Genomic DNA, 25,583 nt, shown 5'->3' with positions numbered 1-25,583 from the left:
TCGCCTGAGCCTATCCCTGCCTGATCGCGGTGGTGGTTGTTCGCCACTGAGGCCCTGTGCCTCAGTACACCCCAAACTGGCTGGCGTTGAGACCGTTCTCAATGGCCAGCGCCGTGAAGTAATCCTGGCTCAAGCCTTCGGCGTTGGCGGCGCCGGCGTAGCTGCCATCCACATCCCCCCGCAGGAATCCAACCAGTCCGACGCGCAGCGTTGAGGTGCCGTTGTCGGTGGGCATTTCAAGCCCGGGCATGGATCCGGGCTCGGTCGGGTTGGCGGTGATACCGGCAATGGGCGTGGTTTCGTTGAGGAACTTCCAGCTGGGCTGGGTACCCGGCAGACCGACCACGTACTTGAGCACATCAATCGCGTCGGACAACTCGACGCTGCCGTTGCCGTTGTAGTCAGCCGCCAGCGTCTGGTAAGGCGAAAGCGCCTGCCCACTGCCGTTGACTGGCAGACCAACGACCAACTTGAGGATGGCGATGGCGTCTTGCAAGCTCACGGCTGCACTCGATGCGTCGTCTGTGGCCGCGCGCGTGGCTGATAGCTGCACAGGATCCAGCACATCATTGAAGACAGCGGTGCCCTGCCCTGCAGTGTCACGGCCGGTTTCAGCGTCAAGCCCGACTCTCACATCATTGAGGAACACATGGCTCTTCCATGCGTAGGCCTGCACCTCCACTGTGACGCCAGTTTGCAAGGCGCTGGCAGCCACATTGACATCTTGAAAGGCCAGGGTCTCTATGCCCACCAGAGTGTCTGCGCCCTCAGCGGCAGAGCTGACCGAAAAAGAACCCGCGCTGCTGGACCATTTGACGGTGTAGTTGGCGCGGGGACCGCTGAAAACGGCCACATCGTTGCCTGCGCCGCCATCAATCACGTCGTTGCCAGCGCCACCGTTGAGGCGGTCGTCGCCTACCTCACCAAAGATCTGGTCGTCGCCTTCGCTGGCGTCGATCTGGTCTTCACCTGCACCGCCTCGCAAGATCTCACTGAGGCTGGCGCCTACAATGAAATCGTTGGCCGAAAGCCCTTGAACAACGGCCCCAGAGGCAAAGCCAAAGTTTTTGCCTTCGACAGCAACGCCATTGGTGATGGTGACCGTGTGCGAGGCTGGCGGCTTGATCGCCAAAATGGCCTCGGCCAGGCTCAGCATGTCTATGCGCTGGAAAGTCAGGCCGGTGTTGAGGACGTCGTCGGTTAAGTCTTCCTTGTCAACAATGTTGTCCCCGGTTGTTTTCAACAGGGACCGCATTTCTTCAAAAGACAGTCGCCGCCCCAGCTCTCGCATGGCCAGTTGCTGGGCCAGGGCCACCATGCCCGCAACCTCTGGTGAGGCCATGCTGGTCCCGCTGAGCGAGTAAGCACCACCCCCTGCAGTTACACCATTGTTTTCAGCCGCAATGATATTCACCCCGGGTGCAAAAATATCAGACTCCGTGGCGGCCCGCTGAGAGAATTTGACGATGGTGTCTGCAACGCCTACGTGCTTATCGAATGTGCCGTCAGATGCAAAAACAGCGCCCACTGACAGGGAGTAAGGGTCTGAGGAAGGGTAGCTAACACCCTGTATTTGCTCGTAGGCGTACGAATTTCCAGACGCTGACACCACCACCACGCCCGCATTGGTAAGCGCCTTGAACTGGGTAGTCAAGTAGCCTTCCCTGGGCAGGGTGTCAAAAGACGAATCGCCCAAGGACAGGTTGACCGCCACCACGTTGTAGCGGCTGGCGTTGGCCACCACCCAATTGAGCGCCTCCATGATGTCGGCACCGGTGCCGGAGCCGTCATCGCCCAACACGCGCAGGGCAATGATGTTGACCTCAGGCGCGGCGCCCAGGTAGTTGGCATCAGACGAGCCCACCGTGCCGGCCACGTGCGTGCCGTGTCCATCGACATCGCTGGCATTGTTGTCGTTGGCGCCTACAAAGTCGTAATTAAAAACAATGCGGTCAGAAATGCCGTTGTTGTCGGCATCGGGGCCGAAGTGAGGATGGTTCAGGTCAATGCCCGTGTCGACGACGACCACAGACACGCCCTTGCCTTTCACATCTTTAAAGCGCTCATCTGCATGAAAAGCGGCGATGTTGGTGGCCAGACCAAGGTTGGAATACAGGACGTTCGCGTCCGACGCACTGATGGGGGTCTCGACCACCTCGCCTTTTTTCACTGCGCTCGAGCCGGCCGCGTTCACGATGATGGAGGCGGCCGAGTTGCTCATGCTGGGGAATGTGGGGCTCCAGCCTGGCTCGGCCCGCGCGACGATGGTGTGCTCCCCGTTGCTCAGCTCATCGAGCTGGTATTTGCCACTGGTGTCGGACTTGGTGCTGGCTTCACCTGTATCCAACCGGCCGTTGCGATTGATGTCGTCAAACACCACCCAATTGGCCAGCTTCTGCTCACCCGCATCGACCACACCGTCTTTGTCAGCGTCGTTCCACAGCTGCCCTTTGACGCTGCCCACGCCTGCCGTGTCATTGTCGGAAATGGCGTAAGTGACCGGATTGACCTTCACATCGGCGTATTGCGGGTCATCGCTGGTGACCGTGAAGCTCAGATCGGCTTTGTGCTGCCTTTCCGCGGCACTGTCATCGACCGCGTTGATCTGCACGGTCTGTGGGGTGTTCCAGTTGAGGGCATTGAATGTGAGCTGCAGGGGGCTGCTGGCCAGCTGGTTGCCTACATTGAGCGCCACAGTGACAGACCGGCTGGGCTCGACCGCCAGCGACAGGCTCAAGGCGGTGGCCGCCCCACCCTCGGCCAGCAAGGTGCTGGCCGGCGAGACCACCAGCCCAGGGGGGTTGTTCACATCGATCTGCACGTCGGTGAAGGCGAGCTTTTCAATGTTGCTGGCCACCACGGTGTGGCCCGCATAGTCTTTGCCGGCGGTGTCTTTGCCCACAATGGTCAGCTCGGGCTTGCTCGCCGTGGGCGCCGTCACCGTAAAGTCTTTGAATCGACCAAAAAAGACCAAGGTGTCACTGCCTGCGCCACCATCGACCTGGTCAGCCCCACCCAGGCCGTCGAAAATCTCGTTGGCCACGGTGCCGGTGAGGCTGTCACTGCCCTCGGAGCCAAAGATCTTTGCGGTGTTGTTGACCTGCAAGGTCTGTGTCTCGTTGCGGATAAAGCCCAGGGTCTCGACACCCACTGTTCGTGACACATGGCCCGCATATTCATTGGCGTCTTCAGTGCCTTCAATGCGGGTGATGCCAGCCACGGTCGTCACCACAAAATGATCGCTGGGGCCGAACAGCGCCAAGGTGTCGGTGCCTGCTGCGCCGTCTATGAAATCGCTGCCGCCCATGCCGTCGATCAGGTCGCCCCCGGCGGTTCCAAGAATGCGGTCCGAATCGAATGTGCCCAGCAAAGGCGTGACACTGTCCGCGCCCAGGGGAATGTCGTCGGTCGCGGTCTTGATGTTTTCGACGTTCCACAGGCGGCTGACTGTGTAGGAATGGTTTCCCGCTGCGTAGCCGCCTCGCACCGCGGTCAGGCCGCCGACGGCGTGAATGCTGAGCTCGGCGCTGTCCGCTTGAAAGACCACGGTGTCGCTGCCGGCGTCACCGTCGATCAGGTCGCTGCCACCCAGACCGTAAATCAAATCGTCGTCTTCCGTTCCTTTGAGGGTGTCGTCGGTGAGCGTGCCCTGGATGGCACCTTCGGGCAGCTGCTCTTCCACCACGGCTGCGGAGGCGCTGACAGAGAGGCGGTAATCGAGATCGCTGTGGTCCTCGGTGCCGACGGCAGCGATGGTCACGGTGTAGGTGCCCTCAATGGGCACCTTCTGCGCATCAACGGGCAACTTCACCTCAAAGGCGGTGTTGACCCCTGTGTTGCGGCTGTCCAAAAGCTTGCCGTCAGGGTCGTGGACATCGATTCGAAAGTAATCGTTCCAGGTGCTGTCGGTCGGGCTTTCAAAATTGACGGTGAGCATGCCCTGAGAACTCAGGTCCACGCTGAACACATCTATATCGTCAGCCGTCTCGAGATTGCCGGAAATGGGGGCATCCAAGGCCAATGGGTTGGCAGAGATGGGGCTGTTGTTGTCCTCTGCCTCGATGTTGACAGCAGAGGCGAGCGCGGTCAGGGTCAGGTCGTAATCCCCAGCGTTGTGCAAGTCGCTGCTTGACGTGGACAAGCCAAAGTAATAAAAGCCGGCGTCCAGCGCACCCACCGTGAATTCAACGTCTCTGCCTGTGACATCACTGACCAACAGGTAGCCGTTTTCATCGTACAACCAACCCTGGAAGTAACTCTCGTCGCTGTCGGTCGGGGCGTCGAAAGTAATCTTCAAATCGCTTGAGGCTTCGAGGTTCAGAAAGAACCAGTCCACGTCCTCTGGTGTCGAGAGCTTGCCCGTGATTGGTTGGCCCGACTGGACTTCGTTGGGGTAGTAGTCGTTGGGCTCAATCTCGAAACCTTCGGCCACTGCCTCTATAGAGGCTGTCAGCTCGTAAGCTTCGGCACTGTAGTAGTAGTCGTTTGACGCAATCTCGACAAAATAATCTCCTGCCTCTGTCACCGAGGCCTTGAAGGTTTGCGTGCTTCCGGCACTGAACGACGCGATGACCATGCCATCCGCATCCACCAACCGAACGCTGAAGGCATCAGAGTAATCAGAGTAATCGGTGTAGTCGGGGTAATCGCCGTCGTCGGTGTAGTCCGGGTAGTCGGTGTTGTCGGTGTCATCGACGTTGTTCAGGCTGTTGACGCTGTTGACGGCCATCGAACCGTCGCTGAGATCGAAGTTCAGCGTCAAAAGACCCGCACTCAAGGCCTTCAGTTTGAAGGTATCGATGTCGGCGTAGCTGCTGAGCTGGCCCTTGACCGCCTCGCCCAGGGTCAGCTCGTTGGCCGTATCAGCACTGTTGTTGCCTTCTGACTCAAACCCCGCAGTCGAACCCACCACATGACTGGCCTTCAGGCTGTAGGAGCCGCCTTCGCTGAAGTCATACAAGTAGGTGGCGCTGACAGCCAAGTAGTAGTCACCCGCTTGCGACAAACTGGTCTGGTAGGTCTGGCTGACACCGCTCGCAATTGAATTGAGCAAAACGCCCTCGACGTCATACAGAGACAAAGTGAAGGGGTCAAAATACTCGAAGCCAATGGGCAGATCGAAGGCCAGGGTCAGCACCCCGGGCGCGGTCACAGAGAACTTGAAGTAGTCCAGATCCTCACCCGTGGCCATCTGCCCCGTGACAGTCGTGTCCAGGCTCAGCGCGTCGGCCGTCTGAATGGTGTCGTTGCTTTCGGACTCAAGCACCCCAGTCGAGCCCGGCACAAGGCTGGCCGTGAGGCTGTAGGCCACGCTTTGGCCAGAGAAATACCAAGCGCCTGCATCCAAGTAGTAATCGCCCTCTTGGACCAAGATGGTCGGAAAGGTCCTGCTCTCGGCGCTCGAAAATGAACTGAGCCAAGTGTCATTGGGGCCGTAAAGCTCAAGACTGAAGTAGCTGTATGGGTCGCCGTTGGGCGGCAGATCGAACGCCAGGGTCAGCGCCCCGGGGTCGGTCACAGAGAACTTGAAGTAGTCCCTGTCACCGACCATTTGAAATACATCCGAGATCTTCACGCCCAGGGTCAACAGCGTGTCGGCGGGTGCAATGACCACTGTTTCCGAGCTAGGCACGCTCTCAAGCTCTCCACCCAGGTCTGTGTAGCTGGCCATCGCCGTGATGACCTTGCCCACCTCAGCCTGCGTCAGTGTGTAGTTGCTGGCCGTGGCCCCTTCAATGTAGTTGCCGTTGGCCAGCCATTGGTACTTGATCGCGCCATCACCCGTGGTGGGTATGCCATCTGCATCGGCCAATGTGTTGCTGGCCGTCAGCGTCTGACCTCGATTGGGTGTGCCACTGATGGTCACAGTGCCAGTGGGTGAGTCGTTGACAGCGCTCAGGGTGATGCCCAGGGTGCTCGAGCCGTCATTGGTTTCGTAGCTGATGACTGGCAAGTTGCCATTGACGTTGGGCAGCGGCGTGAAGGTGTAGCTGCCGTCGGTGTTGATGAGCAGCTCGCCCTTGCCTTCGATGGTAAAGGACTGGCCAGCGTCGAGTGGTGTTTCACCGGGCACCGTGAACGAGACAACACTGAGTTTGTTACCTGTAGAAGCCTCGTCGTTGCTCAGCACGTTACCGCTGATGACGCCGCCATCTTCGTCACCGGTGATGCTGTCGGCCAGCAACACGGCGGCCTGGGTGGCTGCGGCAACAGTCAGGTCAAAGTTGTCGTACACGAAGCCACCGAGCTCATCAGAGGCGGTCACCAGAATACTCAGTGTGGCCAGGTCGTTGGCCGTCGGGGTACCGCTGAAAGTCCATGTGGCGCTGTTAAAACTCAGCCAGGCTGGAAGTGCCGAACCATCGGCCAGAGTCACCGTGAGGGCAAGGTCGGCTGTATCGACATCGCTCAGGTCACTTTTGAGGTCAAAGCTCAAGGCATTGCCAAGTTCAACCATGCGATCAGCAACAGGGTTGAGCACCGGCCAATCATTGGCACCCACGACACTGAAGCTTGCGGTCCCCGATTGAGTCAGGCCCTGGGCATCCGTGACCTGAAGAGCGAAGGTGTCGGTTTTTGATTCATCGGCTTTCAGCGCCTGGGTTGCGCTTTTGCTGTCGTCGAGCACATAGGCCAGCGCCTGTGTGCCGCTGGTCAGGCTTGCCGTACCATAGGTTCCCACTTTGGTGTAGGTGACGCCATTGTTGCTGGTCGCCCATCCCAGGCTGAGCAGGCCTGCTGCGTCGAAGCTGGTGACGCCTTCGGGATCAGCCAGGGCCACCGCGATCACCGAGTCGCTTGTCCCCGGCTCGACATTGCCGGCGCCACCACGCTCGCGCAGCGTGAAAGAGGCGCTGCCAAAACTCACCACCGGCTTGTCGTTAACGCCAGCGACGCTGACGCTCAGGACCTTGCTGCTGCTCGCCGCGCCGTCGGAAACGGTGACCGTGAAATCTGCACTGGTGGAACTGGCCGCGGCATTGAGTCCGCCGACATCGGGACTGAACACATAAGCGCCAGTGGCCTTGGTCACAGTCAGCGTGCCGAAGTTGCTGGTCATGGACACGGTGGTGCCTGCGTCCGTCCCGCCTAAAATACCGTAGCTCAGGATGTCACTGTTCAGGCCGTCACTGTTCGCGTCGCTGGCGGTTAGCGTGCCTGTGACCGAGCCGCTCGTGGGCGCGGCAAACAGGTCACTGGCGTCGGTATCGGTGTAGGCCAGGGCCGTTGGCGTTGCAAGCAATGGCGCCACGTTGTCAGCGACCAAAAAGTTCAACGGGCTGACCAAAAAGCCGTCATAGCTGCTGTCTTGGCTGACCACCTGAAAGCTCAAGGGTGCCGCCTGGCTCGCACCTTCGTTTTTACTGTCGGCCGTGGCCGAGATGGTCACGCTCTGCGCCGTGGCGTAGTTGGCGCTGGTAAAGGTCAGCACCGTTGCCGACAGGTCAAGCTGGTCATTGGCATCGGTTAAATAAACCTTGACATCGTTTGCAGGTGCCTGGCTCAAAGCCAGTGTGAAGCTACTGTTATTCGGTTTGGCCGTACCTTCACCCAAAACATTCTCGGAAAGGGTGGTTTTGGTAGCGCTGCTGTTGAGGCTAACGCCCACGTTGCCGCTGACGATCTTGATCGTTTGTTGCAAGATAGCGCTGGCGCCCGATTGGTCCGAGCCACCCAACTCGCTGAGCTGGCTGGTCGAGTCGTAGGCTTGTAAGGCTAGCTTGAGCGAGCTACCAGCCGCTGTGGTTCCTGGCAAAAATACCGCGGTGGCCATTTCGGCTGCAGTCAGGATCACGCTGCCTGGGGGCTCAATCTCTTCGTCAGTCACGTGATCAAAGCCATAGGTCTTGGCTGTGTCACCTGTTCCAACAACAATGCTTGCATCGCTGCTCAGGCCCGAGTCATTGGTCAGGCTGAAGCGGTAGTAGCTCACCGACTGGCCGCTGCTGATGGCGTCGGGATCGGTCACCGAAAACAGGCTGTCCAAGCGCACACCCGTGGTGCTGCCGGCCGAGACGTTGCGCACCACCTGGGTGTCTACCACCACGCCGGGCTCGGGCACCCGAATGCTGACGGTGCCCACGCTGAGCACAGGCGCGTCATTGAGGTCCAGTCCGATACCGGCCACCTTGAGCGTGTAGTTGCCGGTATTGAAAGCGGTTGAAGAAAAGGGGCTCACCGCCACCAGAAAAGTCTGGGCTTCGGCAAAGCTGTTTGCCAGTAAGCTGAGCGAGGCACTGCTTCCCGCGCTCAGCGAGCCCCCCGTCAAAGGCGCACCCGACCAGGGGGTGATGTCGATCTTCCATTCCGGGCTGGTGGCCGAGCTCGATGAGCCAAAAGAGACCGTGAAGTCGCTGGGTTTGGCGGTGGTGAAGACCCAGTAGTCCACGTCGGAGGCGCTCGACAAGGCACCGGTCATGCTGGTGTTGGCCAACAAACGGTTACTGGCGAATGCCGCGTCGTCCTTGGTATTGTTGCCGCCTGTGCCTTCTTTTTCTAGCGTCGGCGTCACGGTTGCAGTGATCGCGTAGTCGGCACTGTTCCAGACCGCGCCGTCGGCCAGCACCTGGATCGAGTAGCTCCCCGCAGCCGCTACGGCCGCTGTGACCGAGGACGACACACCGGTGACCAATTGGGCCGGATCGAATGCCAAGGCTGTGTTGTCGCTCAAACCCGATGGCAGGGCTTTGTCCAGCGTCAAAGTGGCGCTGCCACCCACCAGTGGGGTGGCACTGATGACTTTGTAAACGGTGGTGTCGGCCCCTGAAGTGACCAGCGTGAACTGGCTGCCGGCGGCGGGCACGCTGGTCAAGCCGTCGACGTTCAAGTCGCTGCCGATCTGGCTGGCGCCATTGACCAACGGGGTGCCCAGCACCGAGCTGGCCAGCGTTCGCAAATAGTCGCCGTTGCTGTCAAGCAGACGCACCTGCCAATGGCTGGCAGTTGTCAACAAAGGGGTTGAAAAGTCCAACGTGATCAGCGATGGGCCACTGGTGTTGATCTGGAAAAAATCCACGTCGCCAGCGCTGCCCAGCGCAGCCACCATTTTCACGCCACTGGTCAGCGCGTCGGCGCCGGCCAGCGTGTTGTTGGATGGGCCGTCGTAGAGCGGCGATTCTTGTTCGTAAGCCATGGTCAGTGAGTTCCCTTGATGAAAAGTAGCCGCACCCCACACGGGGCGCGGCTGCCACCTGTCAGTAGTTGTTCAAAATCTCAAAGCTGGCACTGCTCAGGGACGACAAGGTCACATCCAGCAACAGCAGGCTGTGGTTGCTGCCCAGGTCAATCCGGGTCGACGTGCCTTCGGCGCTGGCGCGTGCCAGCACTTCGGCGGCCGTGTCCACGCCAGTGCCGTTCAAGCCGTCGGTATCGCCCTCGCCCAGCAAGAACACCAACGTGTCGCCACCGACCGCGTCAAAGTCGCCAATCACGTCGCGGCCCGACTGGTCGGCCATGACGAACCGATCGGCTCCGGCACCGCCTTTGAAGTGCTCCTGGCTGCTGCTGCCCAACAACAAATCGGCCAGCGCAGTCCCGGTGACATACGTGGTGGACTCCAGCCCGGTGTCACCCCAGGTGGCCTTGGTCGTCAGGCTGGGGCTCAGGCTGTAGGACTGGTCGGCAAACATCAGCTCCTCAATGCCGCGCAAGACATCGGTTTGACTGGCCACCCCGGTGGCCGGCGTGCTCACTTCCACCCAGCGGTCATAGACCGTGGCGCTGGCTGCAGCGGTCTTGTCGGTGGCTGTGCCCTGGGTCACGCTGGCCATCAACGAGGTGTAAAGGTCGGCAGTCTGAACCGTCAACTTCACCTGCGCCACGTTGGTGGCGTCGACCGTCACGACTGCGCCGGTCACGCCGCCGGTGATGCTTTCGATCTGAGTCTCAAAACCCTGGGCCACCTTGGCCAGGGTGTTGATGTCGCTGCTGGCCGTGACCGTATAACTGGCAGAGCCGACCTGGAGACTGAAGACGTCTCCCACATCAACCTGCCCACTGAAGATGGTGCTGGCCGCCTGCTGCTTGTGAATGCCGTAATCGCTGCGCAAGCCCGAGAACATCACCACATCCTTGGCCGCGCTGCCGTCGGCCGCCAGGCCCTGGTTCAGACCGCCGTCAATGGTGTCGTTGCCATCGCCAGGCTTGAACACGTCTCCCAACAGGCCGCCTGTGAGCACATCATTGCCTGCACCCGAGTCAATGACGTTGCTCAGGTCTTGCGCGCCGACGATGCTGTCATTGCCGTCGGTGCCAGTCCAGATTTTCTGGTCTACTTTCTTGTTGCCGTCGGTGTCGACTTCAACACTCTTGACCTCGGCCACCGTTCCGAGGGCGAGCAACTTGTCGGCAAAGCGGATTTGCTCCACATTGCGCAAGGTGTCGGTTCCGTCGGCAGACGGTCCGGTGACAGTCCAAGTGGTGCTGGTGCCCACTTGAGCCACCGTGTAGCTGGAAGCGTTGCCTTCGTACCGAACGGTGTCGGTGCCCAGACCGCCCTCGATCGTGTCGTTGCCGGCGCCGCCATTGAAGCGGTCATTGCCGTCGCCGCCAGTCAATGCATCGTCGCGGCTGCCGCCCGAGAGTTGCACCGCCAGGCTGGCACGCCCTGCCTGGTGATCGACGGCATTGAGCTGATTGGCCACCACGTCAATGCCGCTGACGCGCACCAGGTCCGTGACGCCATCGCCATCGAGGTCCTGCCGGTCAATCGCCACTTTCAGGCTGACAAAGGCATCAGTGAACTGCAGGCCTTCCATACCCACAAGGGTATCGGTGCCATCGCCAGTGTTGCTATTGGCCTGGACTTGGTAGCCGTCGGCGGTCTGCGTGATCGTGTAGCTGCTCAGCGACTGGCTGTATTCGCCAATGTCACGGCCTGCGCCGCCATTGAGCGCGTCGTTGCCTTGCCCACCCATCAAGATGTCGTCACCCGCTGCGCCAGTGATCGAATCGTTGCCTGCCCCGCCTTCCATGCGGGCGTTGAGCGCCGTGGCGACCAGGGTGTCAGCACCATCGGTGCCGCGCAAGCTGACGGCGTCGGGCGTGCCGTCGCCGTCGATATCGACGAAGGACTGCGCCACCTCCAGCGTCACCCAGCGGTCACCGAAGGCCAGGTTTTCGATATTCACCAGCAAGTCCACGCCGTTGCCACCGTCATCTTCACCCAGAGAGTCCGTCACACGCAGCAGCGTGACGTTGACCGTGCGGCCATCGACCGTGATGGCGTTGGCGGTTCCATCCACAAGGTAAGTCACGCCGTTGATGACAAAAGACTGACCATTGAAGGTTTGGTTGCTGGCGTCCAGCGTGCCGGGCTTGATGCGTTCAATGGTGTAGCGGCTGTACAGGCCGTCGTAATGCACGGTGTCGAAGCCCTGGTTGCCCCAGAAGTCCACGCCATTGGCGCGGCCATCAATTTCGTCAGCGCCCATGCCGCCCCAGAACTGGTCCGCGCCGTTGCTGCCGACCAAGGTGTCGTCTCCTTCGTTGCCCCAGAACTGGCGTGTCACGCCCAAGTCGGTGCTGGCGGACTGATCGATCCGGTCGTCAAGGAAAGTGCCGTTGATGTTGATGTTCTGGAGCCGACCCTCAGGATTTTTCCAGCTGTTGACTTCCACTTCCAGACGCATCCAGCGGTCGGCAAACGACAGCGACTCCACGCCTGTGAGCGTGTCGGTGCCGTCACCCTCGCTGTCCGAGTCACGCACTGTGACTGACCCGTCGGCATTGCGGGTGATGGCATAACGCGCAAACTCGCCGCTGTACTGGGCGTTGTCGGTTTGGGCATTGCCCATGGTGTCAACCCCGTTGGCGCCGCCATCGATCAGGTCATTGCCTGCGCCGCCGCGCATCCAGTCGCCACCAGCGCCACCCCGAATGGTGTCGTTGCCCTCGTTGCCGTTAAAGCCGTCGTTGCCGCTGAAGTTGTAGGCGTCCTTTGCAGGCACCGCCACGGCGCCCATGATGTCACCCTCGCTGGTGCCTTCGGAATTGGATCCCGTGATATCGCCAGGCTTATGAAGCTTGGTCTCTTCGTCAAAAACCCAGTTTCTGTGCAGGTAGACCTGTTGCTCCAGCGGCATCCATTTGTCGCTGAAGGACAGGAATTCAACATTGACCAAAGCATCGACCCCGGTGCCGTCAAATTCGGCCGACAAACGGTCGATCACCAGCCAGCCTTTGACCGAAGTGGCACCAGTCGCCGCCTGGTCGATCATGTTCAAAACGCCTTGTTCCATGCCCAACAGCGCGTCGCCCGTCTGGCTGGAGCCAGAGAGGTTGCGGCCATTGAGCAGCAAAGCCGAATCGCGCTCGCTGCTCAGCGTCCAGTTGCTGTTGACCTTGGACAAGCTGACATCAAGCAAGGTGTAGCGGCTGAAGCGGGCGTTGAACACCACTTCGTCACGGGCTTGGTTCCCCCAGGTGTCCAGCCCCGTATTGGCGCCGCCATCGACATAGTCGTTGCCCGCGCCGGGGCGCACCCAGTCGCTGCCATTGCCACCAATATAGACGTCGTTGCCATCGCGAAGTTCGGTGTTAAAAGAAGCCTTGGCCAGCGCCTCAGGTGTGAGCCCGACCATCTCTGCCACCTTGGCGGGGGAAATGTTGTCGGCACCCGAAGTTCCGGTGGTCCAGACGTTGTCGATGACCTTGTCACCGTTCCAGTCGTTGGCCCAGGCGCGTGACTGCATGTCAACCGAGCCGTTGGCAAAATTGAGCGATTCGACGTTGAAGACCAGATCGGTGCCCTCGCCGCCCAAGTCGGCGTCCAGGCTGTCGGTGACCAGCAAACCATTGTTGTTGTCGATCAGCAAACCGGCACTTAAAGCCCTTTGCAGCACATCGGCGATGGCCTGGTCCTGCCCGGATGCGATGACCAGACTACGCCCATTGGAGGTGGTAGAGAAGGTCGCGAAAATAGCACCATCAACCTGGACACCGCTGGCCGACACACTGACCTGGGCGATGCTGTAACGCGAGGCGTTGCCCGAGAACTGTGCAGAGTCTTGGTCTTGCCAGCTGTTGCCAGAAGTGCCATTGCTGCCCCCATCGAGCACATCGTTGCCGCCGTTGCCCACCAAGTTGTCACCGTTGCCGCCACCGCGTAAAACGTCGTTGCCGTCGTTGCCGCGCAGGTGGTCGCGTGTGGCCAGCGGTGCGGGGCTACCGTCGGCCAGCCGATCACCCGCGATATCGTCAGCAAAGGCCGTTCCGTCTGCGCTGGCGCTGACCATGCCTTGTCCATCGGTCCAACTCCAGCGGCGCACAGACACATCGGTCCTGCGGTCACTGAAGGCCAGCGATTCCACGCCGACCAAAATATCGGTCCCCAGTGAATTGGTGTCGCTGGCATCCAGCAGATCTCGCACCTGAATGGCAGGAGCACCCTGGTAGGTGGTCGTGCTGACTTCGAAGCGATCGAAATTGCCATTGAAGTGCGCCACATCGCCGCGCTGATAGCCGTTTATGTCGGCCGGTGCGTTGTCGCCGCCCAGCAGCAAGTCGTTGCCGCTGCCGCCTTCAAGCTCGTCGCCACCAATGCCGCCCACCAGCGTGTCGTCGCCGGCGTTGCCCCTGATCCAGTCGGAATAGGCACCACCGGTGAGCACATCGTCAAAAGGCGTGCCGTTGCTGTTTTTGGACTGACCATAGATTTGGTTTTCATTGTCGTCCAGAAGGGGGTCGCCATCGAGTTCATAGAGCGGCGACGACCAGTCGTTGTAGGTGTTGACGTCAGGCACCAGGCTGATGGAACTGTCCGCCCCGCCCGTCCATGCGAACTGAACGCGATCCACATTCACCACCAAGTCAGTCCCAGTACCGCCTAATTTGGGATCAAGCAAATCGGTAACCAGTACGCCAGAGATCTCATCACCTGATGCTTCTTCAATGGTCCGTAAGGTGTAGGTACTACCCTCCACATCAACCAATACGCCTTTCACCTCATAGCGATTCCGAGAGCCAGAGTAGTTGACGACGTCCTGTAAATCCCAATAGTTAGGGTAACCCTCGAGTGGGGTCTCAGTGGCACCGTCAATGGTGTCATTGCCCGCGCGGCCTTCAAAGTGGTCGCCATGGTCGGTGCCCAAAAGCAAGTCGTTCTTGAAGGTGCCAATGTAATTGCTGCGCGTGAGCTCATAAGCTGTGGTACCGACGGTGTTGGTCCACGTCCAGGTCTGCACCACGGGCTTGAGATCGAGCGTGAGGTCGCTGAAAGAGACCTTTTCGATCTGTCGCAAGGTGTCCATGCCGTAGCCCACGTCAGACCAGAAATTAGTGCTCACCAGCGCATCGCTGGTCAGGTGCCCGTCGCTGCCAAAGCTGCTCGCATTGAGCGTCTTGAGTGACGCGAGATCCACCACGGTGGTAGAGCCGTCAGCGTTGTCTCGAATATCAAAGCGGTTGCTCCGCGCGTCTGCGTAGTGAATACGATCACCAGCCCACCATTGGCCCTGGATGGTGGACCGATCGCCAAGGCCATCATATGTGTCGTTGCCCGAATTGGCATTGAAGTAGTCATCCTCGGCATCGTTACCGGAGACAGTCTCATTGGCAACCTGTGCAGAAGAATCGGTAGCAGCAGCATCTTGCCAATTCCAGAAAGATCCTCCAGCAAACGAAAGTGTCTCTACATTGCTGAGGGTATCAACACCCTCACCGCCATAGATGGCATCGAGCGTGTCGGTCACAATCCAACTGCCCACGACTGCGACATTCTTGACCACTACGTAACGGTTGGCGGCGTCGGCGTAGGCGACCACGTCGGCACCCGCGCCGCCGTCGACCAAATCGTCACCCATACCCGGGCGGAATTGATCGTTGCCTGCAGCGCCCACCAGCGTGTCGTTGCCAATCCCGCCGCTCATGTTTTGGCCGTCTGACCCGGTGGCGACCATTTCATCGCCAAACATCGTGGCGGTGTTGCCTTGCACCACCAGCCATTCGGTGGCGTTGTTATTGAAGTCTAGACGCTCGACATTGAAGACGATGTCGCGGCCCTGACCGCCGAGGTCAGCTGGAATCAGATGCTCGACCGCAAAATACACTTGGCCTGCCTGGCCAGTGACCGTACCACTGTCAGTGTCGGTAAAACGGGTGAGGGTGTACTCGGAGCGCGCACCCGTGTAGATGCCGTGGTCATGCTCACCTTGCGGGTTGGCACCGCCGTCGAGTGTGTCGTTGCCGGTTCCCCCTTGCAAGGTATCACTCAAGCTACCGCCTTGCAACAAGTCATTACCACCTAGGCCATTGATGCTGTTGTGTTCATCTTGCTTGCCCACAAAGCGCTCGCTCAGGCGGTTGCCCTCAACATTTCTGTAAAGCTTACCCGAGGCATCGCGTTGCCAGTTTTCACCGATTTCTTCCACACCGTTGCCGTTGTCGCCGTTGTACCAGGATCTTTCCACCAACTGCATGCGCTCGCCAGAGAATCCCAAATACTCAACGTTATGAATTACATCTCGCCCTTCACCACCCTTGCTATCAGAGAAGCGGTCTTGAATGACAACAAAGCCAGCAGGATCTAAGAACCCAGAAGGTAAATAAAGCGCTGCATCTCCCGTAGCGGCATGGCCCAAATTGTCATAGACCCCGGTTTCATCAGGGCCGGCCAACCTGAAGGCCGTGATGTCGTAGCGGCTGCCAGCGTTCGAATAGTTGACCTGGTCCGAATCTCCGGCACCACCGTCAAGCACGTCGTCGCCCTTGCCACCCCACAGCTCGTCATGGCCCGCGCCGCCGAGCAGGGTGTCGTTGCCGGCACCGCCGTCCATGCGGTCGGCGTCCAGCAACCAGGTGCCTTGCTTTTGAAGTGCATCGGCATCGATCAGGTCACCCAGCAAACCGCCACGCAAGTCATTGCGACCGTTCTCCTGGTTGGTGCGGTACTCGGTGATGCCCAGCTGAATCTGGGTGTCGTTGAAATGCAGTTGCTCGACGTTGATGACGTAGTTCACACCGTCACCACCAGCAGCATCTGACAAGCGGTCGGTGATGCGGATGATGTCTTGCGGCCGGTCGGCCTCCAGGTATTTCGCATCAATGGCGGTCTTGACCTGAAGCTGCAGAATGCCCTGGGGCAGTGCTGCTTGCGTGGTCAGTTGTACGTAGCTCAGGGTGTCCACCGTATAGCGCGAACTTGCGCCACGAAGTTCAACGATGTCGAGGTTGTCCCAGCTGTTGGCCGAGGTGCCGTTGGCGCCACCGTCGTAAAAGTCATTGCCGCCCGCGTCAACCATGCGGTCGCCACCTTCGCCACCAAAAACGAAATCATTGCCGCCTTGCGCGTCAATGCGGTCGTTGGGGTTGGTCGGCTTGGCTGCTGTCCCTAAGACCTGCGCATCAATGCGGTCGTTGGGGTTGGTCGCATTGGCTGCTTTCCCTAAGGCCTGCGCATCAATGCGATCGGCAAAGTCGGTGCCTTGCACATCGTTTTGCCCCTGATCACGCGCACCGAAGCGCACGCCCAGGCGCATCGATTGGCCTTCAGAGAAGTCAATACGCTCGATATTTTTCAGGGTGTCCACACCTAAGCCGCCAAACTCAACAGACAGCTTATCGGCCACGGTCACTACACCGGTTGCTTCGTTGCGCGTGACGGTAAAGCGGCTGCGGCTGGCGTCCATTCGAAGGACGTCCTCATCATTCCAGATGTTGTTTTCCGAAGGTACGTTGGCGCCACCATCGATCAGGTCATTGCCTTCACCAGACTCGATGTAGTCAACGCCCGATCCACCCACGATGGTGTCATCGCCAGCGCCCGCCCGAATATCGGTCTGCTTGGTTTTGTAACTGCTAGCGGACACATCAATGTTGTCAGCGAAATCACTGCCACGCCAGTTAGACCCCTCAATCTCACCTTTCGGATTGGTCCAAGACGATGATGTCACGGACAGATTCTTTTCGCCATCGGCAAAACGCAAAACTTCGACATCCACCAACCTGTCAGTGCCCTCGCCTGCATCACCCTTGCTGTCCACCACGGTGAAGTAAGTTTTGCCAGCCACCCCAACTGGGCCCTTGCCATCAACGTCAATCAGTTTATTGACGGTATAGCGGCTAGCGTTACCAGCGTACTCAGCCACGTCGGCACCATTCGAGCCATTTGGGTCCCAGGTCTGCGTTGCCCCCGCAGGGCGGTCAGAGCCACCGATCAGCAGGTCGTTGCCCTTGTCGCCACGCAGGGTGTCGGCACCCGCGCCGCCATACAAGGTGTCGTTGCCGCTGCGGCCTTCCAGGCGGTCAGAGCCGGCAAACAAGGTGTCCGCGTCCTTGACGGCCAGGTCGGCGCCCAGGCTTTCTTCATAGGCCGTACCGGAAACTTGAATACCGCGAATAGGACCAGGCGTCGAAGTCTGAGTCTGCGGGTCAAAAGTCCAGTCGCGATTGGCCCAAATTTCGGCCGTGAGGCGGACTTGCTTGTCAGAAAACTGCAGGGCATCGATGTTGAAAACCACATCGGTGCCGTCGGGCGAGCCACTGCGCTTGTCCTTGACCTCGAAATAAACTTGGTTGGCTTGCCCGGTGACCGTACCGGTTGCGTTGTCTACGAGGCGCGTGATCTCATACCTCGAAGACAAGCCAGAGTATTGGGCCCGGTTTTCCAGGTTCCAGACGTTGTTGGTGGCAATGCGCTCGCTCACCGAGGCGAGTTGCCCCCCGTCGATCGTGTCGTTGCCAGCGCCGCCATCTATCCAATCGCCGCCCTTGCCTGCCTTGACCATGTCATTGCCTTGGCCAGCATTGATGCCGTCGCGGTAGGTACGTGCCTGTGCCTGATCGGCCAACTTGTCGCTGTCAATCACATCATTGGTGTCGGTGCCATGGGTCCAGTTTTGTGCCCACTCATTGGTATCGGTCGTTGCGTTGAAATTAACGACCAGGCTCATGCCGCGCTTGTCACCGTTGAAGTAAAGGGACTCGACCTGGGTGTACACATCCGTCGAGCCGTCGATCAGGCTCTTGACCGTGACCGCGCCGTCGGCGCGGTTGCCAATGACGTAATCGGTCGAGCTGCCGTTGTAGTGAATGTTGTCGTTGCCCTCGCCGCCATCGACGGTGTCGCTGCCCTCGCCGTCAAGGATCCAGTCGTCGCCTGCGCCAGCCAGGATGCTGTCGTCGCCGGCACCCGCCTGAATGTTGTCACGGGTGGTGGTTGCGCTAGCCGCTTCCCCCAACGCTGCGGCGTTGATCACATCGTCGGTGAAAGTGCCGCGAATCTGGTTTTGTGCGTTGACTTGGGCGCTGTTGGCCTTATCAAAGGTCACCTGAAGATCAAGTGCCGAGTCGTCAAACTGCAGCTTCTCGATGTCGTACAGACGGTCCGTGCTGTTGTCTTGTTTGTCAAACACCAACATGCTGCCGTCGGTTTTGTCGCGGCTAAAGGTAAAGCCGCTTTGCTTACCGATAAAACTTGCAACATCGGTGCCGGCGCCGCCGCGCAAGGTGTCATCTCCCTGAGCACCTTCTAGTTCATCGTCGCCTTCGCCACCCAGCAAAGAATCGTTGCCTTTGCCGCCCTGCAGCGCGTCATCTCCAGCACCACCGTCAAGTGTGTCGTTGCCAGATGCACCAAAAAGCAAATCGTTGCCAGCTGCACCGGACAAGCTGTCGGCCTTCGTGGTACCTGCAATCAGATCATCCGTCGTGTCGCCAACAGATCCAAAGGTCATGCTGAATTGGCTCTGGCTACCGTCTTGGCTGCGCACCAACAGCGATTCGATAGCGCCACGTCCAGGGTTCACGGCACCGGTACTACTGTCCACTGCGTATTGATTTCTGACCACAACCTGGCTGAGCACCGTGCCATCGGCCTTCATGGTTTGCAACACCAGGTCTGTGGGCGAAGAGCTGCTCACACTCACTTGACCAATGTTGTTGCGCGATTCAAAGACCAGCTTGTCGCCGCTGCCGTAGCTGCCGGACAAGTTGTCACGACCCGAATCGGTTATGACATCGAAGCCATCTTCGCCGTCGACGTGGGTATAGGTGTCGTCACCCGTCAAGCCTGACAAAGTGTCGTTGCCGCGTCCGCCCGTCAGAGTGTCTGACCCGGCTTGCCCGTCCAGGTTGTTGTTCCCTGAATCACCAATCAAGAGGTCGGCAAAATTGGAACCACGAACTGCATCAACACCGATGAGCACATCAAAACCACCAAAGCCGTCTGTGGCCGATCCAGTTGACAAGTCGACATTCACGCCCATAGGACTACTGCCGAACTCAACACGCGTGACAGCGCCTGCGCTGCCATCCATCGTGTCGTCGCCTTCAAGGCCTTCGAAGGACTCTATATAGCCATCGGTCACGAAGGTTTTACGGTCACTGGCAAAAAAGATGTCGTTGAAAGCTGAACCCCGTGAGGCTTCAATGTTGATCAGAACGTCCGTGCCGCCCATGCCATCCTGTGCAGAGCCAGCCTTAATTCCGCCAAGTTTGACTGTCACCCCTTCGTAGCTCAAGCTGTAATCGGCGCGATCCCAGCCTGTACCGCCGTCAATGGTGTCATCGCCCGCGTTGCCCTGGAAGAACTCGAAGCCATCCGTCACGGCGGACCCATTGGCCGCATTGCCCCCAACGATCTTGTCGTTGTAAGCCGAGCCAAACACAGCTTCAATGTTGCGCAGGGTATCGGTACTGCCATAACCATCGCTTGCGATACCCGTTTGAAGATTGACATCCACGGCGCTGGTGGCGCCGTCGTATCGGGCAATGTCCTTACCGCCCAGGCCATCAATGGTGTCATTGCCTTTGCGGCCTTCAAATTGCTCAGTCAATAAAGTGGTGTTGCTGCCGGTGAGTGTGTCGGCATGGTCCGAACCGCGCACCATGTTGATGTTGCGCAATGTGTCGTTGCCCGCACCACCCGTGGCAGTGCCAGTGCCTAAGTCGACCGTGACAGCCGCAGGTGCCGACTGGTAAGAGGCTCGGTTGTTGTCTGAAGCGATGTAGGTGCCAGTGATTTTTCCGCCGTCGATCGTATCGTCGCCAGCGCCACCTTCAAACATCTCAAGCAAGCCAGCTCCACTGCCCAGCATCGAATCGTTGAAAGCCGAGCCCACAAAGAACTGCGCATTTCGCACCGTGTCGGTACCGCCCAGACCATCAGAGACCGTCCCCTGACCGACGCTTCCGTCACCGGTAATGCCAGTCAAATTGAGCTCGATGCCACTGGTGGACGAAGCGTAGCTGATTGTGGTTCCGTCCGAATTGCGAATGTGGTCCACCAACACACCACCGTCCAGGGTGTCATTGCCAGCACCGCCAACCAGCAGATCAGCACCCAAGCCGCCAAACAAACTGTCGTTGCCCGTGGTGCCAAAAAGATTGTCCAAACCATCGACGACTGTGGTGTTACGCCACTGACTCAAGACGACGCCGAAGTCGTTGTTGGGATCGGTGTTGTCGCCAAAGAAGCTGTCGCGCACCGAGAACGCAATGGACACCGCACCAGCAGGCACCACCACGCGCGTGACGCCCGCGGCAACGTCAAAATCCTGGGTGACATCAGTCACATCGCCAATGCTTTGCGCTTGAGTGGTGGTGCGTGCATAGACCTCAGGCGCAACTCGAGCGCCTTGCGCGTCTAGAAATACTGCCACCATGTTGGAGGTCACGTCGGTGCTGTTGCTGCCGAATTGATAAGCGCCCGATCGGGTCAGCGAGATGACCTCGCCGGCCACCATGCCCAAAGAGCTCAATGTCAAGGTGGTGGCCGCTTTGGCCCCCGTGTCGGTGCTGGCAGCCAAGTAAGTGCCAGCCGGGTCAATCTGATGAAATTCATCACCCGCTGGCACCACGCCCCCTTGAGCGTTGATGTTGAATTCGACTTCGCCGAAGATCATTTTTTCAAAACCTGTCAGCGTGTCAACGCCATCGCGCAGTTCGGTGTTGTCGGTCACCGTGTAGCTTTTCGTGATGCTGTTGAAGCTGATCAAGTAGTCAGCACGGGCGCCTGTAAATCGCGCCGTGTCTGTGCCATCGCCGCCGTCAATTGCGTCGTTGCCCTTGCCGCCGTGCACCGTGTCGTTGCCAGCACCAGCAAACACTGTGTCGTCGCCTGCTCTGCCTTGGAAATCGTTATGGCCATCGTTACCGCGCAACTCGTCGCCGAACTCGGAACCGCGCATGCTTTCAATAGCAATCAGCGTGTCTACGCCGCTGCTGGTGTAGGCCTTGCCTTCGGTCAAATCGATGCGAACACTGGACAGTTCCGCTGAATAGCCGGCACGGTCGTTGCCCGCACCACCATCGATAGTGTCATTGCCACCAAAGCCTTCAAAGTAATTGTTGTTGGCGTTGCCTGTCAATTGGTCATCGAATTGACTGCCAAGGATGCCCGTGAATCCGAATAGCACGTCATTGCCGTCAGCGCCCCATGCGCGACCTTGCAAAAGGTCGACTGTGACCGAGCCGGGCGCCGCCCAATAATCGACCAGATTAAGGCCCAAGTCTGTGCCAGTGCCTGTGCCTCCGCTCAAGGTGTCGTCACCGCCATTGCCGCGCAAGACTTCATTGATTGCGCGATCACTGCCGGAAATCATGTCGCCAAATTTGGTACCCAGCACACGCTCAATGTTGATGAGCGTGTCGACACCGATGGTCAACCCTTGAGCTGTGCCAGCCGTGCCATCCGAACCCAGCTTAACCAACACTGGAGAGCTTTCGGAATCGTAAATGGCCCAGTCGTAATCGTTGTTGGCATTGGCCGTATCAGGCCTGATGGCTTGAATGCCGCCATCAAGCGTGTCGTTGCCAGAGCCGCCATACAACTTATCCGCACCATCACCGCCCATCAAGCTATCGTCACCACCTCGACCCTCCAAGGTATTGGCCAACGCATCGCCAGTCAAAATGTCTGCGAATTCAGAGCCCCGAACCTCCTCAATGTTGTACAACGTATCTACGCCATAGACTGCTGATGTACCGGTGCCAGAAATAAGGACGCCATCTCTGCTTGCAGTGTTTTCCGACAGATTGACCACCACGCCAGTAGATGAGAACTGATAGTTGGCTCGGTCCCATCCTCCGCGCCCATCCAAAAGGTCGTTGCCCTTGTCGCCATAAAATGATTCAAAAGAAGCGTTGTCACTGCCTGTTAGCGTGTCGTTGTAACCCGAGCCTCTCACTTCTTCAATGTTTCGGAGCACGTCACGTCCGCCAAAACCGTCACTGGCGCGGCCATCAAAGGCACCGCCCAAGTTGACGGTGACGGCCACCGGACTGTTGTTGTAATCGGCGCGATCAAACCCTGCGCCGCCGTCAATGGTGTCGTCGCCACCGTTACCGCGGAAAGACTCATAGCCATCGTAAGTTGCCTTGGTCTTGACGCCGTTTTCCACTGCACCGCCAATGAGCAAGTCGCCATAGTCCGAGCCCTGAACAATGGAGATACTGCTTAAAGTGTCTCGGTCACCCCAGTTGTCGATGGCCCAGCCTTCGGCCAGGTTGACGACCACGCCGGTGGTCGTCTTCGATTTATCACCATAAAAGTTATAGCCGTCGTCTTTGTAATTCACAGTGTCGTGACCCGGCCCCCCCATGATGGTGTCCTTGCCGCTGCCAGGCGTCACGTTGTCATCACCCGTTCCGCCGGTGATGTGGTCGTTGCCAGCGCGGCCAAAAACATACCCACCACTTGTTGAGCCCGCATCGGGGTTGCGCATGACAATCGTGTCACCGTGGGCAGAGCCATGTGCCGCTTCAACCGAAACCAGCACGTCGTTGCCCAGTCCGCCACGGGCAAAGCCGTTCTGCAGATCGATGGTGACGGGTGTGGGGGAATCCTCATAAGCTGCGACATCTCGTCCGGCACCACCGTCAAGGCTGTCGTCTCCTTTGCCGCCTTCTAACCAGTCGTTGCCGTCGGCACCCACTAAAAGGTCACTGCCATCTTGTCCACGCAAGTTGTCGTTGTTTGCAGATCCGCGCAAAATGTCTGCATTAGGGGTTCCATAGCCGCCATTGATGGAGTCTGAGTAGGTGATGGCGGTGCCTGGTGATTGCGTGACCAGCGTTGAAAGGTCAAACTCAGGGCCTTCTGCAAGAGTGCCGAATCGGATTTTTTCAATGCCAGTCAAGTAGTCACGGCTAATAAGGACAGGGGCGGCAACTGCGCCTGAAGGGCTTGTCAGATTTGCAGAGCCAGCGTTGGTGCTTGTTGCTCCACCTACGGACCCACTGACAGAGTCATTTCCAGCAACACCACCAGCGACATTTGACCCGGTTGCAGTCACAGCAGGTCGGCCCTGCCAGTACTCAGCCCAGACACCGCCATTTACGCTGTCTGCCATGTCAGCCGTGAAGGTCCAATCGGTGCGCGCCCCCGACAGCACCACCAGATCATTGCCACTGCCGCCAGCCAGTATGTTGCTGCCTGTTCCGCCAACCAGCGTGTCATCTCCCGCGCCAGCGTTGATGTTGTCCCAACCAGCGCCACCGATGATTAAATCGTTGCCCTGCATACCGCCAAAAGCGGAATTTCCGCTGGAACCTGAGCCATCTTGTCCCTGAACAACCAAAGACTGACCCGCGAGCAGGGCACTGCCATCGACCTTAAAAGACTGTGTTGCAGCTTTGGTGGAATCACTTGATTTATAGCCCACTATGCCCACGTCACCGGTCGTGCCATTGCGGTCATAGTCGGCTGTCGCGGCCATATCTGAGGTCAGAACAACCCCAACAATTCCTGTCGAGCCGGTATTTAGCCGATCAGCCAAATCGATGCGGTCAATCTCACGTATCTGGGCGGCATTTTTCAGGTCGTAAACGATATCACCGGTAGTTGTGCCTCCAAACAACTGCATCCGGTCTCGCGCTGACACTAAATCGCTGGCCCCATTGGCGCCTTCAATGACATCTTGGTTCAAGTGCGTGGCGTTGAAGTAACGAAACCGATCCTCGCCGGCGTCACCTGAAAGATAGTCTGCACCCGCGCCACCTTCAATGGTGTCGTTACCTGCGCCGCCCTCGATGCCGTCATCACCATCGGCACCCACCAGCGTATCGTCACCAGAGCCGCCGCTGATCCATTCGCTGGCCGTGCTGCCTGTGACGCTGTCATTGCCTCCGCCAGCCTCGACCGCTTGAACGCCCGAGGTCAGAGCGATGGTGTTGGCCAGCTCGGTGCCAAAGGCAATGGCCCCCGGCAGAGCAGGTAAGCGGTTACCGCTGGCGTCCCGAATGGCGTCAGATCCGTCAGTCTGTGTGGGCTGGTAATTGACCACCACGTAGTCGGTAGAGCTCAAAACAGTCGAGGAGACTGCCCGCAATTGGGTTGTTCCGCTGCCCTCAAACGCTGTGATGGCCAGCACCTCGGTACCGTTTTTCATCAGCGTCAATGCCACCGAACCGCTGGCAAAAACCGGCTCTGAAAAGTTCACCGACAAGACCGTGCCGCCGCTGCTGCTGTCCAGATGAATCGCCAGCGGATCGAGCGGCTGCTGGTCTTGAATTTGGACGATATCAGCGCCAGCTGTTGGCGCAATACCTTTGGCCAGAACCCCTTTCAGAACAACTGCAGTTGACTTAGCTTCAACGTTGAGGGTCTGAAACAACATGGTTGAATCTGTAGAACCGTTGCCATCGTTGTCAAACAAAAAGGCGCCAGTGCCCTTCATCGATTGCAGGTAGGTCGCAACCTGGGTGGAATTGGCTTGGTTCACCAAAATGGGTTTGTTTGCCTTGTCGAAAAAGGTGAACATGCCGTCCGCCACCTCATGGTGATCAATCAGGCTCTGCGCGCTGCGATTGCCAATCAAGTCGACGCCGTCAGCAGCAATCTGCACGTGCGTCAAATCCAAGACATCGTGGCTCTCAGGGTTGATGGACATGATGTCAAAACCCTGAATGACATCGGCCGTATTGCTTTGCCCAATGGTGAACGAGCCATAGCTGTCACCAGCGAGCATCACCACGATGTCGCGGCTAAACGGCAGCGCCGCCGAGCCGTCTTCGACCAGCACGATCTGATCGGCACCCAGCCCCCCTTGCAAGGTATCTGCACCCACGCCATCGATGAGGCGGTCGGCTGCACCGCTGCCAATCAGCAAGTCATCTCCCGAACTGCCAAAAACGCTTACCGGCAACCAACTGCCGTAGTCGTCCATGTTGAGCGTGTCGTTACCCGTTCCGGCAATCCAGATTTCACCCCGTTGGAAACTGCTGCCACCAGTCACCGATTTCAAAACCCCACTGCCCGGGGGGTCGTAGCGAACGAGGATCGTATCGGCTTCGTTCAGCGTCTCCGGGCTGATGAGGGTCAGCGTCCGCTTGTCGGTGTCCAGGCTCAAAGATGTCGAAGGTATCGACAAACGGGCCCAGCTCGAAGATGAGTCCAAGCTTGGATTAATGAACAAGCTCCAGCCATTGAGGCCATCAGCAGCCATAAGAACAACATCTTCACTGAAAATGAGGCTCACAACGTTGCCAGAAACAGTGGCACGCACGACATTAGGATTGCTCATAAAAAGGCTCCGAGATTCAGTACAGGGCAAATGCAATGGCTTGTCAGAATTGCATTCTTTGATGATTTTAATATTTCAACACAATTCACCCGTTCCTCACAACCAAAAGTCACAAATTCAAGT

Annotated in this window: 2 protein-coding genes; both read right to left on the bottom strand. The window is 58.6% G+C overall.

Annotation, left to right across the window (positions count from 1 at the left end):
• Positions 1–61: 61 nt before the first annotated feature.
• Positions 62–9,133 (bottom strand): S8 family serine peptidase, encoded by a 9,072-nt coding sequence (locus Q0O99_RS10465; protein WP_293751130.1) that lies wholly within the window; start codon positions 9,131–9,133, stop codon positions 62–64.
• Between the two features lie 61 nt (positions 9,134–9,194).
• Complete coding sequence (locus tag Q0O99_RS10460) at positions 9,195–25,460, bottom strand: hypothetical protein (RefSeq protein WP_293751128.1); 16,266 nt, start codon at positions 25,458–25,460, stop codon at positions 9,195–9,197.
• Positions 25,461–25,583: the final 123 nt, after the last annotated feature.

It is taken from the genome of Limnohabitans sp. Rim8, from assembly GCF_945901735.1.
In the GTDB taxonomy this organism is placed as follows: domain Bacteria; phylum Pseudomonadota; class Gammaproteobacteria; order Burkholderiales; family Burkholderiaceae_C; genus Limnohabitans_A.
Note: the sequence above shows the minus strand (reverse complement) of the source record. Positions and strands in the feature narration are given on the sequence as shown.